This window comes from Trichlorobacter lovleyi (assembly GCF_015239775.1).
GTDB lineage: Bacteria > Desulfobacterota > Desulfuromonadia > Geobacterales > Pseudopelobacteraceae > Trichlorobacter > Trichlorobacter lovleyi_B.
On the sequence record NZ_CP058409.1, the window covers coordinates 707,501 to 722,347 of the forward strand.

Sequence of the window (14,847 nt, forward strand, 5' to 3'; positions counted from 1 at the left end):
CTGGTTACTGCGATGGGGGGACGGAGAAGGGTAGGCGATCCAGGCGCTGGTTGTCCTGGTTCAAGCGTGTAGGGGGAGAAGGCAGGTAAATCCGCTTTCTCGTTAACTCTGAGACGTGATGACGAGAGCGTATGCTCATAAAGTCGTTGATCCCATGCTTCCAAGAAAAGCCTCTAAGCTTCAGGTAACTTGAGACCGTACCGTAAACCGACTCAGGTGGGTGAGGAGAAAATCCTAAGGTGATTGAGATAACACTGGTTAAGGAACTCGGCAAAATGACACCGTAACTTCGGGAGAAGGTGTGCCTCCACTAGGTCTAGCGATTTGCACGTGAAGCCGAAGGAGGTCGCAGAGAAATGGCGGTAGCGACTGTTTACTAAAAACACAGGACTCTGCTAAGTCGTAAGACGATGTATAGGGTCTGACGCCTGCCCGGTGCCGGAAGGTTAAGGGGATTTGTTAGCCGCAAGGCGAAGCTTTGAACCGAAGCCCCGGTAAACGGCGGCCGTAACTATAACGGTCCTAAGGTAGCGAAATTCCTTGTCGGGTAAGTTCCGACCTGCACGAATGGCGTAACGATTTCCGCGCTGTCTCAACCAGTGACTCAGCGAAATTGAATTCTCGGTGAAGATGCCGAGTACCCGCGGTAAGACGGAAAGACCCCGTGAACCTTTACTACAGCTTGACAGTGACATTCGGAATAGCTTGTGTAGGATAGGTGGGAGACTTTGAAGCTGGCACGCCAGTGTCGGTGGAGTCGTCCTTGAAATACCACCCTGGTTGTTTTGGATGTCTAACCTAGGCCCGTCATCCGGGTCGGGGACACTGTCTGGTGGGTAGTTTGACTGGGGCGGTCGCCTCCCAAAGAGTAACGGAGGCGCGCGAAGGTTCCCTCAGCCCGATTGGAAACCGGGCGTAGAGTGCAATGGCATAAGGGAGCTTGACTGCGAGACCCACAAGTCGAGCAGGTACGAAAGTAGGTCATAGTGATCCGGCGGTTCTGTATGGAAGGGCCGTCGCTCAACGGATAAAAGGTACTCCGGGGATAACAGGCTGATCTCCCCCAAGAGTTCACATCGACGGGGAGGTTTGGCACCTCGATGTCGGCTCATCGCATCCTGGGGCTGAAGTAGGTCCCAAGGGTTTGGCTGTTCGCCAATTAAAGCGGTACGCGAGCTGGGTTTAAAACGTCGTGAGACAGTTTGGTCCCTATCTACCGTGGGCGCAGGATACTTGAGAAGAGCTGTCCTTAGTACGAGAGGACCGGGATGGACGTACCGCTGGTGTTCCAGTTGTTCCGCCAGGAGCAGTCGCTGGGTAGCTAAGTACGGAAAGGATAACCGCTGAAAGCATCTAAGCGGGAAGCCTCCTTCAAGATTAGGTATCCCTGGGTGTAACAACCCCTGAAGGCCCGTTGTAGACCACAACGTTGATAGGCTAGGTGTGTAAGCGCAGTAATGCGTTCAGCTTACTAGTACTAATCGGCCGTGAGGCTTGACCATAAAAAAATAAATGGAAGGGGGGTGTTAACCCACCCCCCAACCTATAAAGCAATCGACTCCAAAAACTAAACAACTACAATCCCTCAAATGCAATTGGAAATCAATTCGGGTAAGCAGCCTGCCATGTGCTGTTGCTTGACCCAAAAGATTTCTGGTGGCTATGCCGAGGGGGCCACACCCGTTCCCATCCCGAACACGGAAGTTAAGCCCCTCTGGGCCGATGATACTGCACGGGTAGCTGTGTGGGAAAGTAGGTCGCCGCCAGAATTAATTACAGAAGCCCCGCCCAGGTATACCTGAGCGGGGCTTCTGCGTTAATCAAGAAATAACTCTTTCAACTTGGATAAATCATCCAAAACGAGTATAGTCACTTGAATTTATCCGTATGTTGGTTTGAAAGGATTACTGCCGGTATGAGCAGAAAAATGTTGATAAACGTACTCCATCCCGAGGAGGCCCGCGTAGCGATTGTGCAAGACGGCCGCTTGATGGAGCTGAACATCGAAATCAGTGGCAAGGAACAGACCAAAGGCAACATCTATAAAGGGGTCGTCGTGCGGGTTGAACCAGGCCTGCAGGCGGCCTTTGTTGATATTGGCCAGAAAAAACCGGGCTTTATCCAGATGGGGGATCTGCATCCTGACAGCTGGCAGTGGCGCGAGGATGTTCCAGAGGCCGAGCGCAAGCGTCGTCCACGTATTCAGGATGTCCTGCGCAGAGGCCAGGAACTTATCGTTCAGGTTGAAAAAGATGCGCGGGATATGAAAGGGGCCGCCCTGACCAGCTATCTTTCGCTGCCTGGCCGTTATATGGTGCTGATGCCCGGTGATGATGCTGCCGGGATATCCCGTAAGATTGAGGATAATGCAACCCGCAAGGAGTTGAAGACCTTGGTTGCTGAGTTGCAGGTTCCGACTGGTTATGGCTACATTGTGCGGACTGAGGCGGTTGGCAGGACAAGTGATGAGCTAAAAAAAGATCTTGATTACCTGGTTGGCGTACACGAACGGATTCTGTCTCAAGCCGCTGAAATCAAGGGCGCCGGCGAGATATATCAGGATGCCGGTGTGATTATCCGTACCATTCGCGACTATTTTTCTGACGATATCGATGAGGTGTTGGTTGATGATAAGGCCGCCTGTCAACAGGCCATCGAATTTTTTAAAGAGATCATGCCCGGTTGCGAAAAGCTGGTTAAACTGCATAAGGAAAAACGACCGATTTTTTCAAAGTACCAGCTGGAAGAGCAGATCGATCAACTCTACGAAAAGCGCGTGTCTTTGCCCTCCGGCGGTTCATTGGTAATTGAGCCGACCGAGGCGCTGGTCTCTATTGACGTTAACTCCGGTAAGTCAAGTGGCGAAAAAGGTGTTGAGGATACTGCCTTCAAGACCAACCTTGAGGCGGCAGCCGAGGTTGCCCGTCAGCTGCGTTTGCGCGACCTGGGCGGCCTGGTGGTGATCGATTTCATTGATATGCGCGACAACAAGCATAACAAGGAGGTCGAACGGACCTTGAAAGATGCCTTGAAGTCTGATAAGGCGCGGGTCAACCTGGGGCGGATATCGCAGTTCGGCATGATGGAGATGTCCCGTCAAAGGATTGCCAAAAATATTAACGATGCAATTCATCTGGAGTGCCCACATTGTGAGGGCCGTGGTCGTGTCAAGTCAGTCGAGGCGATGGCGGTGTCGTTTTTGCGTAAGGTTCATGCAGCAGCGGCTAAGGGGCAGATAGCTGAAGTCCGAGGAGGTCTGCCGCTTGAAGTCGCGTATTTTCTTTTGAATCGTAAAAAACGAGAGCTGGCGCAGATTGAGAATGACTATGAAATTGTTGTGACAATTAAGGGTAAACCGTCATTTTTGCTAAATCAGCTGGAGCTCGAGACTGTTCGCAGGGAAAAACAGCGCGAAGAACCGCTGGAGCCTGAAGCCCGGCAGCAATTGCCGGCCGTTGAGGTGGCAGGGCCCGAAGCTGTTGCTGCAACTGAGGGGACAGTGCCGCCGGAAGGGGAGCCTAGTCCCGAGTCCGCTCCTAAAAAACGTCGCAAACGCAAGCGTAAGAAAAAGAGTGGTGAACGTACTGTTGAAGCGGCTGCTGCTGATCAGGCTGATATTGTTCCTGATCACTCCGGTGTCGCGGACATGGCACCAGCAGGGGGTGAAGAGCTTGTGTTGAACCAAGCGGCAGAGCAACAGGAACCGGCTGCGAAAAAACGCCGCCGTACCCGTGCCAAAAAGAAACCGGCGGTAGTCAAAGATAGTGAATCGCAGGATCTTAAGCAGGAGATTCTCGTCGTTGACCATGTTGAGGCGCAGGTTTCTGTACCGGTTTCTGAACATGAGCAGCCAGTACGACCGGTAAAAACGCCGCGTCCTAAGCGTGCTACCGGTGTTAAAGCGGCTGCAGCGACAATCAACGTCTCGGGAGAGGTGGCTGCGCAACCTGTTGAAGCTGTTGCAGAGGTGAAGCCTGCAGCTGCGAAACGTAAAACTCCGGCTCGTAAGAAGCCGGCCGTGGAGGCAGCTGTTACTGACGCCGGTTCAGTAGAGCCGGTTCCGTCTGCCAAACCCCGCAAACGCCCTGCTGCTCGTGCCAAAAAGAGCGCCGTTAGTACCGTTGACGAGGCTAAAGAATAGCTTGACGCTGTTGGTTCTCTGAGCTACTTTCTTCCGTTACACCCGCTGTGCGGAATGAGTCTGAAAGGTGAGTTGAGGCAATGGAAGAATTAAGTGAATTGCTGTTGCAACGTAGAAGAAAAGTCAATGATTTGTGGGCCGCCGGGATCAATCCTTACCCCAATGATTTCAAACCGCAACATACCTCTGCTGATGTAGTTGCCGCCTATGGCTCCGTCGAGCAGATTGACGCCCCGGATGCCGAGTTTGTGCTGGCCGGACGGATTATTGCCCGCCGTTCATTCGGTAAGGCTGCCTTCATGCAACTGCAGGACCGCAAAGGCAGGATTCAGGTCTATGTGCGCAAGGATGATCTGGGTGAGGAGGTCTTTGCCCAGTTTGAGTCCTTTGATATCGGCGACATCATCGGTATTGCCGGCTTCCCGTTCCGCACCAAAACCGGTGAACTTTCAGTGCATGCCCGCTCAATCCGTCTGCTGGTTAAGTCACTTCTGCCGTTACCCGAAAAATTTCACGGGCTGACTGACGTGGAGACCCGTTACCGTCAACGTTATGTCGATCTGATCGTTAATCCGGAGGTGAGAGAGCTGTTTGTCAAACGCTCCCGGATTGTAAACCTGATCCGCAGCTTTATGACCTCTCGTGATTTTCTTGAGGTTGAAACGCCGATGATGCATCAGATCCCTGGTGGTGCCACGGCCCGTCCCTTTGTTACCCATCACAATGCCCTGGATATGGAGCTGTATCTGCGGATTGCACCGGAGCTGTATCTGAAACGCCTGGTCGTGGGCGGTTTTGAACGGGTCTTTGAGATCAATCGAAACTTCCGCAACGAAGGGATTTCAGTCCGGCATAATCCTGAGTTTACGATGATGGAGTTTTACCAGGCCTACGCCACCTTTGAAGACCTGATGGATTTCACCGAAGAACTGTTCTGCCACGTAGCTGAACAGGTGCTGGGTTCGCTTGATTTTAACTATCAGGGACTTGCTATCAATTTTCAGCGTCCCTGGCGGCGCCTGACCGTTAAAGAGGCTATCCTGGAGTATGGCGACATCGATGCCAAAAAACTTGATGATCGCGATCTGGCGCTGGCATATGCCCGCAGTATCGGCCTTGATCTGCCGGATGATATCAGTTATGGCAAGCTGGTAATGGAGATATTTGAGGAGGTGGCAGAACATAAGCTGATCCAGCCTACCTTTGTAACCGCCTACCCCACCGAGGTGTCGCCGCTATCCCGTAAAAATGACCACGACCCTTATATCGTTGACCGCTTTGAACTGATGATCGGCGGACGTGAGATTGCCAACGCCTTCTCTGAGTTGAACGATCCGGTCGATCAGAAGGAGCGTTTTTTGGCGCAGGTTGCCGAAAAGGATAAGGGCGATGAAGAGGCGCACTACATGGACGAAGATTACGTTCGCGCCCTGGAGTATGGTCTGCCCCCTACTGCCGGTGAGGGGATCGGTATTGATCGCCTGGTTATGCTGCTGACGGACTCGGCCTCAATCCGTGACGTGATCCTCTTCCCACAGCTTCGTAAAGAGGCAAAATAACCGTTGGCGCTGCCGTTTGAACTGAAAATAGGATTGCGTTACCTGAAGGCCAAACGTAAATCCACCTTCATCTCGATCATCACCTTCATCTCTACAGCCGGTGTGACCTTGGGCGTTATGGCGCTGATTGTTGTACTTGCCGTCATGACCGGATTTGAGCGGGATCTGAAGGAAAAGATACTGGGGACCAACGCCCATCTGGTGGTAATCCGCAGTGGTGCGCCGATGGATGACTACCGCACCATGATGGAGCGCCTGCAGCAGTTGCCCGGCGTGGAGGCGGCAACGCCGTTTATTTACAATCAGGTGATGTTGTCAACCGGGCGGCATGTGTCCGGTGTGGTCTTGCGCGGGATCGATTCCGTGTCAGACAAAAAAGTCACGAGGCTTTCACGGGCGATTGTCCAGGGTTCGATGGACTCCCTTGATCCTCCGCGCGGGTCTGATGCCGATCCTGGAATTCTGATCGGTCGTGAACTGGCAAAACATCTGAACCTGTTTCTTGGTGACCGGGTCAATGTGGTCTCGCCGACCGGTACCATCACCCCGTTGGGGATGATGCCCAAGCTGAAGCCGTTTAAGGTAACCGGCATTTTTAACACCGGCATGTTTGAGTATGATTCAACCCTGGCCTATGTCAGCATCAATCAGGCCCAGAAATTTTTTGATCTTGGGGACACCGTTACCGGCATTCAGCTTAAAGTTGCGGACGTGTATGCGACGACCGAGCTTGCAAAAAACATCAACCGTACCTACGGTCCTGATCTGTATGCCCGTGACTGGATGCAGATGAACAGGAATATCCTTTTTGCTCTCAAGACGGAAAAAGTGGTTATGTTTATCATCCTGACCCTGATCGTGCTGGTGGCCGCTTTCGGAATCGCCTCTACCCTGTTCATGGTGGTCATGGAAAAGACCCGTGATATTGCAATCCTGAAAACCATGGGGGCCCGCTCCGGCAGTATCATGAAAATCTTCGTGCTGGAGGGGCTGATCATCGGTGTGGTTGGAACGGTATTGGGGGTGCTGTCCGGTCTGCTGATCTCGTTCAACCTGGAGCCGATCATAAATCTGGTGCAAAAAGTAACCGGCAAGAACTTCTTCAGCAAGGAGATCTACTACCTGGACCACTTCCCTTCCCATGTGGTGATGTCGGATGTCCTGATCATTTCGATAACTGCAATCCTGATTTCCTTTCTAGCCACGCTCTATCCGGCTTGGCAGGCATCCCGGATGCTGCCGGCAGAGGCTCTGCGTTATGAGTAGTCTGCTGGAGGTGACAGGACTCTGCAAGGATTACCGGATGGGGACTGATACGGTACAGGTGCTGAAGGGGATTGATCTTGGTATCTCGGCTGGAACCACAACAGCCCTGGTCGGGGCTTCCGGTGCCGGCAAGAGCACGTTACTCCATATTCTGGGAGCGCTTGACCGCCCAAGCAGCGGCACGGTTGCCTACAAAGGTCAGGAGCTGTTTACTCGGTCTGACCGGGAACTGGCAGACTTCAGAAGCCATACCATCGGTTTTGTGTTTCAGTTTCACCACCTGTTGCCGGAGTTTACGGCACTGGAAAATGTCATGATGCCTGCCTTGATTGCACGCAAGGATAGCGCTCTGGCAGGTCAGCAGGCCCGGGCTCTTTTGGCGGAAGTCGGCCTGGAACACCGTCTCAACCACAGACCAGGCGAGCTCTCTGGCGGAGAACAACAGCGCGTTGCCATAGCCAGGGCGCTGGTGATGGAACCTGAGTTGCTGTTAGCCGATGAACCGACCGGCAACCTTGATGCAAAGACCAGTGAGGCGATCTACGAATTGCTGGTAAAGATTCAGAAACAGACTGGCATCAGCATGGTAGTTGTTACCCACAATGAGAGAATTGCTGCAAGGATGGAGCGAGTAGTCCGGTTGCTGGATGGCCTGATTCTTCCCTGCACTACGGAGGACATGTGACTTTTTACCCCTACCTGACAACGGCACTGCTGGCTGCTCTGCTCCTCGCAGACCGCACGGCGTATGCCGATGGTGAAAAAATTCTCGACGTGGTTGTGCGCGGCAACCGGCGGGTGGAGGGGGCTGCCATTCTGGGAGCCACCAGGATCAAGCCGGGTGATATACTCGACAGTGATCGCACCGATGCCGATGTCCGGTCAATCTTCCGCTTGGGGCAGTTTCAGGAAGTGCAGGTCTCCAGTGAGCCGGGTAACGGCGGGGTGATACTGGTCTATGCGGTGATTGAAAAGCCGATTGTCAGGGATATCCGGTTTGAAGGAAACAAGGAACTCAAACAGGACAAACTGCTGGAGGGATTGCCGGTTCGCCGGAATGCAATCTTTTCCCAGAAGGATCTTGACAGGGCGGTCGCCAAGCTGAAGAAACAGTACCAGGATGAAGGGTACTATCTGGTTGTGGTTGAGCCTTTGATTGAACAGCGTTCACCAACTGAGTACCAGATCCTCTTCAAGGTAACGGAAGGCAAAAAGATCAGGATCAGTACCATCAATTTTGAGGGGAACACAGCCTTCAGCGCCGGCAAGCTGCGTGGTGTAATGGAGACCAAGCAGGAGTGGTTCATGTCATGGCTGACCGGGGCCGGCACCTATAAAGAAGAGGTGCTGAAGAACGACGCCCTGCTGATTGCTGATCACTACATGAATAACGGGTATATCAACGTCAAGGTCAGTGAGCCGGTCATGAAGCTGGCAGATGACCAGGAATCGTTGCTGGTTGAGATCAACATAACCGAAGGCGACCAATACCGGGTTGGTGAGGTCGCCTTTAAGGGGGATATCCTCTATCCAGAGCATGAAATCCGTAAACAGCTGAAGACAGAGAGCGGAGAGGTATTTAGCCGGGCCAATCTCCGTGCTGATATCGGTACCCTGACGGACATGACCGCAGACAAGGGCTATGCCTTCAACAACGTTAACCCCCAGACCAAGGCGGATCCTGACAGAAAGGTGATGGATCTGACCTTTGACATTGAAAAAGGGGATCTGGTCTATATTGAGCGGATATCCATCGCCGGCAACTCAAAGACGCGCGACAAGGTTGTACGACGTGAGTTGCGCTTGATGGAGGGCGATCTGTACAGCGCCACAGGGTTCAAACGCAGCAAACAGAACCTGATGAATACCGGCTATTTTGAAGAAGCCAATGTGGCAACCTCCAAGGGGAGTAGCGGAAACAAGTTGAACGTCAATGTGGACCTGAAGGAAAAGGCCACCGGTGCGTTTACTATCGGCGGCGGTTACAGTTCGCTGGATGGCCTGATCTTCCAGGGGTCGGTTTCTCAGGCAAACTTTCTGGGACTGGGGCTCAAGGCCAATGCGTCAGCTGCCATCGGAGGCAAGTCCAACACCTACTCGGTCGGTTTGACTGACCCCTATTTCCTGGACAGCAAATGGACGCTCGGACTTGATATCTACCGTTCAGAACGTGACTATACCGACTACAGCCGCCGTCTGACCGGTGGTGACATCAAGGCCGGTTATCCGATTACCGATTTTATCGGTACCTTCTGGATGTACAAGTACGAAATCAAGGATATTTATGATCCTGATATCTACTATCTGGATGCTAACGCAAAGTACCCGGACAGCTATCCGCTGGGGCAGACCACGACCAGCTCCATCTATGCCAGCCTCACCAATAACACAACCGACTTCCGCTTTGACCCGTCCAGCGGCTGGGTCAACACCCTTTCGGTGGAATATGCCGGCTTGGGTGGTGACAATAAATATGTCCGTGAAATTTTTGATAATACCTACTACCATCCGCTCTGGTGGAAGTTCGTTGTCTCCGGCAAGCTTGTGGTCGGTGCAATACAGAAGGCCGGCGGCCCGATCCCGATTGATGAAAAATTTTACCTGGGTGGCATCGGGACACTGCGTGGTTATTCAGCAAGGACGGTAAGTCCTAAAAATAACGATGTCTATGTCGGTGGCGAAAAAGAACTGTTCGGCAATATTGAGATCAAGTTTCCGTTGTTGCCGGAATATGGCATTAAAGGGGTCGGCTTCTTTGATTATGGTAATGCCTGGTCAGGCAGCTTTAAGCCTCCGCAAATGCTGATGAGCTACGGGGGCGGCATCCGGTGGGCCTCACCGATGGGGCCACTGCGGCTTGAGTATGGTATTCCGATCAATCCGCGCCCTGAAGACAGCAAATCCGGCCGTTTTGAGTTTGCAATCGGCAGTTTGTTTTAAACTATACGTAACGTAAGGAGAAATGCGATGAAGCGTTTGGTCATGATGGTACTGATGCTGGCTCTTATGTCTGGTTCTGCCTGGGCTGCTGATACAAAGATCGGCTACCTTGATATGCAACGCGCTCTGAATACCTCTGAGACGGGCAAGGCCGCCAAGGCACAGCTGCAGGAAAAGCTGAAGAAGTATCAGGAACAGATCAACATCAAACAGGAAGAACTCCAAAAACTGAAGGACAGCCTTGAAAAGCAGGGTCTTACCCTGACGGAGGCGGCCCGTGCCGCCAAGGAAAAGGATTACCAGCAGAAGCTGAAGGACTTCCAGCGTTTCACCAAAGATGCTGAAGAAGACCTGCAGGCCCGTGACAGCGAATTTACCAAGAAGATTCTTGAAGTTCTGGAGAAGATTGTTCAGGAGTACGGCAAGAAGAACGGCTACTCGGTGATATTTGATGCCCGCAGCGCCGGTATGCTCTATGCTGACACATCAGTAGACCTGACCGACGAGATTCTTAAGGCCCTGAATGCCGCGCAGGCCAAGAAATAGGCGCAGGTGGCTATGATGTTGACCAAGACGCTTCAGGAACTGGCAGATCACCTGGGTGGCACTGTCCGTGGCGACGGTACGATCAAAATCAACGGACTTGCCCCGCTTGAAGGGGCGACGCCGGACAAAATCACCTTTCTTGCAAATCCCAAATATGCTGCAAAAGTAGCAGAGACCAGGGCTGGCGGCGTATTGATGGCGCCAGGCGGAGAGTCGTACGGTCGCAATGTGATCGAGCTGGCCAACCCGTATCTGGGCTTTGCCAAGCTGCTGAAACTCTTCTACACCCAGCCGCATCCGGCGTTAGGGGTGTTGCCTGAAGCGGTGATCGGGACCAACGTTGTGCTCGGCGAGGGGATCAGTATCTATCCCGGTGCCGTGGTCGGCAACAATGTCAGTATCGGTGACCGGGTGGTGATCTATCCCGGTGCCGTGATCTATGACGGTGTCGTCATTGGGGATGAGTGTGTCATCCATGCCAATGCGGTGGTACGGGAACGTTGCCGACTGGGCAAACGCTGCAAGCTGCAGCCCGGTGCCGTGGTCGGCAGTGACGGCTTCGGCTATGCGCCGGACGGTCCTTCCTATTATCCGATTCCCCAGATCGGCATCGTGGTGCTGGAAGATGATGTTGAGATCGGTGCCAATGCCGCCGTTGACCGGGCAGCCCTTGAAGTCACCCTGATCAGGCGCGGCACCAAGCTGGATAACCTGGTACAGGTGGCCCACAACTGTCAGATCGGCGAAGACTGCATGATTGTCTCCCAGGTAGGGATTGCCGGCAGCAGCAAGATCGGCAACCATGTCACCCTGGCTGGTCAGGTGGGGGTGGTGGGGCATGTCAGCATCGGGGATAACGTGATTGTCGGTGCCCAGGCCGGTGTGCCCGGCTCTCTGGAAGGCAACGCCTACTACAGCGGTTCTCCGGCCATGCCGCACAAGGAATGGCTGAAGACCATGGGAACCCTGCCCAAACTGCCTGAGATGAGAAAAAAAATGAACGAGTACGAAAAACGGCTGGCCGCCCTTGAAGCCCGGCTGGTAAAGGAGTAACGGTTTATGGAACAACCAACTATGCCGATGGATGTGAACGCCATCATGAAGATTCTGCCCCACCGCTATCCGTTTTTGTTGGTGGATCGTATTGTGGAGCTTGAACACGGCAAACGCTGTGTCGGCATCAAGAACGTCAGTATCAACGAACCGTTCTTTCCGGGGCACTTTCCCGGCCATCCGGTCATGCCCGGAGTGTTGATTGTTGAGGCGATGGCCCAGGTTGCCGGTATTATGGCCTACCTTGCCTCTGATGAAGAGACCAGGAAGAAGGTCAGCTACTTTATGGCCATTGACAGCGCCAAGTTCCGCAAGCCGGTTATGCCCGGTGATCAGCTTCAGATCGAGATTACCACCACCATGAACCGTCGCGGCATCTGGGGTGTTGATGGCAAGGCATTTGTTGACGGCAAGCTGGTGACCGAGGCCTCACTCAAGGCTACCTTTGCCCCGGCAGAATAGACAGGGAGAGACCATGAGCATACATGCAAGCGCAATCGTCCACCCTTCTGCACAGCTGGCTGAAGGGGTTGAGATCGGTCCTTACGCCATTATTGAAGAACATGCCATTATCGGTAAAGGTACCAGCATCGGTGCCCATGCGGTGATCGGCAAGTGGACCGAGCTGGGGGAGAATAACCAGATCTATCACCTGGCTTCGGTCGGTGCTGCCCCGCAAGACCTGAAGTACAAGGGGGAGGAGTGCTGGACCCGCCTGGGCAACGGAAACGTGATCCGTGAGTTTGCCACCATCCATCGCGGTACGGTAACCGGTCATGCCGAGACCGTGATGGGTAATAACAATCTGATGATGGCCTATTCCCATGTGGCCCATGATTGTACGGTTGGTAGCGGTAATGTCTTTGCCAATTCAGCCACTCTGGCCGGTCATGTGACGGTACAGGACAACGTGATTCTGGGCGGACTGGTTGCCATTCACCAGTTTGTGACCATCGGCTCCTACTCCATGTTGGGAGGCGGAACCTTGGTGGGGCTGGATATTCCCCCCTACATGATTGCAACATCGGGGAAAAGAGATGCCAAACTGCGCGGGCTGAACCTGATCGGTCTGAAGCGTCGCGGTTTCAGTGATGCGGCGATCAGCAACCTGAAAAAGGCATACAAGACCCTGTTCATGTCGGAGCTTAAGCAGCCCGAAGCAATTGCCAAGATCAGGTCCGAAATTGTCGGCTGTGCCGAGGTCGATACGCTGCTGGCCTTTATCGAGGCCTCACAACGCGGGATCTGCCGCGGATGAGCAGGCTTCGCACGGCGGTCATAGGGGTTGGCTACCTTGGTAACTTCCACGCCCAGAAATACGCTGCCCTGGAAGGGGTTGAGCTGGTTGGGGTCGTGGATGCCGATGCTGCCCGCGGGGCTGAGGTGGCTTCTGCCTGCGGATGTCAGGCCTTTACCGATTACCGTGAGCTGATCGGCCGGGTGGATGCGGTCAGCGTGGTGGTGCCCACCCAGTACCACCATCAGGTTGCAAAAGAGTTCCTGGCTGCCGGCGTGCATGTCCTGATTGAAAAGCCGATTACCGTCACCATTGAACAGGCCGATGAGCTGATCAGCCTGGCTGACGCGGGTGCGCTGGTCTTTCAGGTGGGCCATCTGGAACGGTTCAACCCGGTGCTGATGGCCGTTGAAGAGGTGCTGATCGAGCCGCTGTTTGTTGAATCAGTGCGGATTGCACCGTTCAAGCCCCGCGGTACCGATGTGAACGTGGTTCTGGATCTGATGATCCATGACATCGAGATCATCCAGCATCTGGTCAAGTCGCCGGTGGCCAAGATTGACGCCATCGGTGCGCCGGTCTTTACCGGTGAAGAGGATATCGCCAATGCCCGGATTGCCTTTGAAAACGGCTGCGTTGCCAACGTCACGGCCAGCCGGATTAGTCTCAAGAGCGAACGCAAGATGCGGATCTTCCAGCGCGACGCCTACCTGACGCTCGACTTCCAGAACAAAAAGGTGCTGGTCGCCAAAAAAGGTGAAGGCGAGTTGATGCCGGGTATCCCCAATGTGCAGGTCAAGGAGCAGGAGCTGGGACAATCAGATCCGTTGCTGTCCGAGATCAGCTCGTTCGTAACGGCGATCACTGAAGGCAGGCAGCCCCAGGTCAGTGGCCGTGATGGCAGGATGGCGCTGGAGACAGCGTTGAAAATCAACCAAGCACTGAACAGGATACGCCCATGATACCAATGGTAGACCTCAAAACCCAGTACCACCAGTTGAAGAGCGAGATTGATGCAGCCGTGTTGGATGCCCTGGAAAGCACCCAGTTCATCCTGGGCCCCAACGTTACCAATCTTGAAAAAGAAACTGCCGGCTACCTCGGCAGCCCCCAGGCCATTGGCTGCGCCTCCGGCACCGATGCCCTGCATCTGGCTGTGCTGGCGGCGGGAATCAAGCCGGGTGACGAGGTGATCACCACGCCGTTCACCTTCATCGCCACGGCTGAGGCGATCTGCTATGCCGGTGCCGTGCCGGTTTTTGTGGATGTTGACCCCCAAACCTTTAACATCGTACCGGAGCTGATTGAACAGGCCATTACCCCCCGCACCAAGGCGGTGATCGCGGTACATCTCTTTGGGCAGCCGGCTGACATGGCGGCCATCAGTGCCATCTGTGAACGCCACAATCTAGTGCTGATCGAGGATTGCGCCCAGTCCTTCGGAGCTGCCATTGCCGGCCGTATGACCGGCTCGATTGGCGCTTTTGGTTGCTTCAGCTTCTTCCCCAGTAAAAACCTGGGCGGCTACGGTGATGGCGGCCTGGTGACCGCTGCCACGGAGGAAAGAGCAGAAACGCTCAAGATGCTGCGCAATCACGGCAGCAAGGTGCGTTATCACCATGACGTGATCGGTTTTAACAGCCGCCTTGACGACCTGCAGGCCGCAATTCTCAGGGTCAAGCTGCGCCATATTGATCGTTTTAACCAGGAACGCCGCCGGGTTGCCCACCGTTACTCCGAAGGCCTGAAGGATGTCGTGACCGTGCCGTTTGAGGATGGCAAAGGACTGCATGTCTATCATCAATATACGCTGCTCACCGATCAGCGGGACACGATTATGGCGGCGTTGAACGAGCAGCAGATTGCCAGCGCAGTCTATTACCCGATCCCGCTGCATCGTCAGAACGTCTTTGCTGAACAGTGCCGGGGGATTTCTCTGCCGGTGACGGAATCGATAGCGGCTCGTTGCATGTCCTTACCGATCTATCCGGAAATGACCGATCAGCAGGTGGATCAGGTGATTGCAGCAGTACGCGGGGCTTTGCTTTAATGCTGGTTGCTGCAATGCTGTGTATTTTTGTTGAGAACAAGGCGGCGACAAGCCG

At 54.0% G+C, this 14,847-nt stretch carries 11 protein-coding genes and 2 rRNA genes (1 of these 13 running past the window's edge); all 13 read left to right on the plus strand.

What is annotated here, in order from left to right; translation table 11 throughout:
• A 23S ribosomal RNA gene (locus tag FY034_RS03200) occupies positions 1 to 1,502 on the plus strand; it begins 1,455 nt to the left of the window's first position.
• Positions 1,503 to 1,652: 150 nt separating this feature from the next.
• Positions 1,653 to 1,769 (plus strand): 5S ribosomal RNA (gene rrf / locus FY034_RS03205).
• A 146-nt stretch (positions 1,770 to 1,915) separates the two neighbouring features.
• A complete protein-coding gene (locus tag FY034_RS03210; RefSeq protein ID WP_265553698.1) occupies positions 1,916 to 4,141 on the plus strand; it encodes an Rne/Rng family ribonuclease in 2,226 nt (741 codons plus the stop codon).
• Between the two features lie 80 nt (positions 4,142 to 4,221).
• Positions 4,222 to 5,700 (plus strand): lysine--tRNA ligase, encoded by a 1,479-nt coding sequence (gene lysS, locus FY034_RS03215; RefSeq protein ID WP_265553699.1) that lies wholly within the window; start codon positions 4,222 to 4,224, stop codon positions 5,698 to 5,700.
• Positions 5,701 to 5,709: 9 nt separating this feature from the next.
• Positions 5,710 to 6,966, plus strand: coding sequence for a lipoprotein-releasing ABC transporter permease subunit (locus FY034_RS03220; RefSeq protein ID WP_265555207.1), 1,257 nt, complete (start codon positions 5,710 to 5,712; stop codon positions 6,964 to 6,966).
• The gene (locus FY034_RS03225; protein WP_265553700.1) at positions 6,959 to 7,651 is read left to right on the plus strand and encodes an ABC transporter ATP-binding protein; all 693 of its coding nucleotides are present in this window, start codon (positions 6,959 to 6,961) and stop codon (positions 7,649 to 7,651) included. The genes FY034_RS03220 and FY034_RS03225 overlap by 8 nt, the downstream gene beginning before the upstream one ends.
• The gene (gene bamA / locus FY034_RS03230) at positions 7,648 to 9,906 is read left to right on the plus strand and encodes an outer membrane protein assembly factor BamA (RefSeq protein ID WP_265553701.1); all 2,259 of its coding nucleotides are present in this window, start codon (positions 7,648 to 7,650) and stop codon (positions 9,904 to 9,906) included. The genes FY034_RS03225 and bamA overlap by 4 nt, the downstream gene beginning before the upstream one ends.
• A gap of 27 nt (positions 9,907 to 9,933) precedes the next feature.
• Positions 9,934 to 10,452, plus strand: coding sequence for an OmpH family outer membrane protein (locus tag FY034_RS03235; RefSeq protein ID WP_265553702.1), 519 nt, complete (start codon positions 9,934 to 9,936; stop codon positions 10,450 to 10,452).
• A 12-nt stretch (positions 10,453 to 10,464) separates the two neighbouring features.
• Complete coding sequence (gene lpxD, locus FY034_RS03240) at positions 10,465 to 11,505, plus strand: UDP-3-O-(3-hydroxymyristoyl)glucosamine N-acyltransferase (protein WP_265553703.1); 1,041 nt, start codon at positions 10,465 to 10,467, stop codon at positions 11,503 to 11,505.
• 21 nt (positions 11,506 to 11,526) lie between these two features.
• Positions 11,527 to 11,967, plus strand: a complete 441-nt coding sequence (fabZ, locus tag FY034_RS03245) for a 3-hydroxyacyl-ACP dehydratase FabZ (RefSeq protein WP_265555209.1) — start codon at positions 11,527 to 11,529, stop codon at positions 11,965 to 11,967.
• Between the two features lie 13 nt (positions 11,968 to 11,980).
• The gene (gene lpxA, locus FY034_RS03250; protein WP_265553705.1) at positions 11,981 to 12,763 is read left to right on the plus strand and encodes an acyl-ACP--UDP-N-acetylglucosamine O-acyltransferase; all 783 of its coding nucleotides are present in this window, start codon (positions 11,981 to 11,983) and stop codon (positions 12,761 to 12,763) included.
• Positions 12,760 to 13,704, plus strand: a complete 945-nt coding sequence (locus tag FY034_RS03255; protein WP_265553706.1) for a Gfo/Idh/MocA family protein — start codon at positions 12,760 to 12,762, stop codon at positions 13,702 to 13,704. The genes lpxA and FY034_RS03255 overlap by 4 nt, the downstream gene beginning before the upstream one ends.
• Positions 13,701 to 14,792: a DegT/DnrJ/EryC1/StrS family aminotransferase gene (locus tag FY034_RS03260; protein WP_265553707.1), complete on the plus strand. Its 1,092-nt coding sequence runs from the start codon at positions 13,701 to 13,703 to the stop codon at positions 14,790 to 14,792. Before FY034_RS03255 ends, FY034_RS03260 begins: the two co-directional genes overlap by 4 nt.
• The last annotated feature ends 55 nt before the right edge of the window (positions 14,793 to 14,847 follow it).

Excerpts from the sequence above, each read along its gene's own strand:
- FY034_RS03210 (WP_265553698.1), top strand. The coding sequence starts at position 1,916 with ATGAGCAGAAAAATGTTGATAAACGTACTCCATCCCGAGGAGGCCCGC.
- lysS (WP_265553699.1), top strand. The coding sequence starts at position 4,222 with ATGGAAGAATTAAGTGAATTGCTGTTGCAACGTAGAAGAAAAGTCAAT.
- FY034_RS03225 (WP_265553700.1), top strand. The coding sequence starts at position 6,959 with ATGAGTAGTCTGCTGGAGGTGACAGGACTCTGCAAGGATTACCGGATG.
- FY034_RS03235 (WP_265553702.1), top strand. The coding sequence starts at position 9,934 with ATGAAGCGTTTGGTCATGATGGTACTGATGCTGGCTCTTATGTCTGGT.
- lpxD (WP_265553703.1), top strand. The coding sequence starts at position 10,465 with ATGATGTTGACCAAGACGCTTCAGGAACTGGCAGATCACCTGGGTGGC.
- fabZ (WP_265555209.1), top strand. The coding sequence starts at position 11,527 with ATGCCGATGGATGTGAACGCCATCATGAAGATTCTGCCCCACCGCTAT.
- lpxA (WP_265553705.1), top strand. The coding sequence starts at position 11,981 with ATGAGCATACATGCAAGCGCAATCGTCCACCCTTCTGCACAGCTGGCT.
- FY034_RS03255 (WP_265553706.1), top strand. The coding sequence starts at position 12,760 with ATGAGCAGGCTTCGCACGGCGGTCATAGGGGTTGGCTACCTTGGTAAC.
- FY034_RS03260 (WP_265553707.1), top strand. The coding sequence starts at position 13,701 with ATGATACCAATGGTAGACCTCAAAACCCAGTACCACCAGTTGAAGAGC.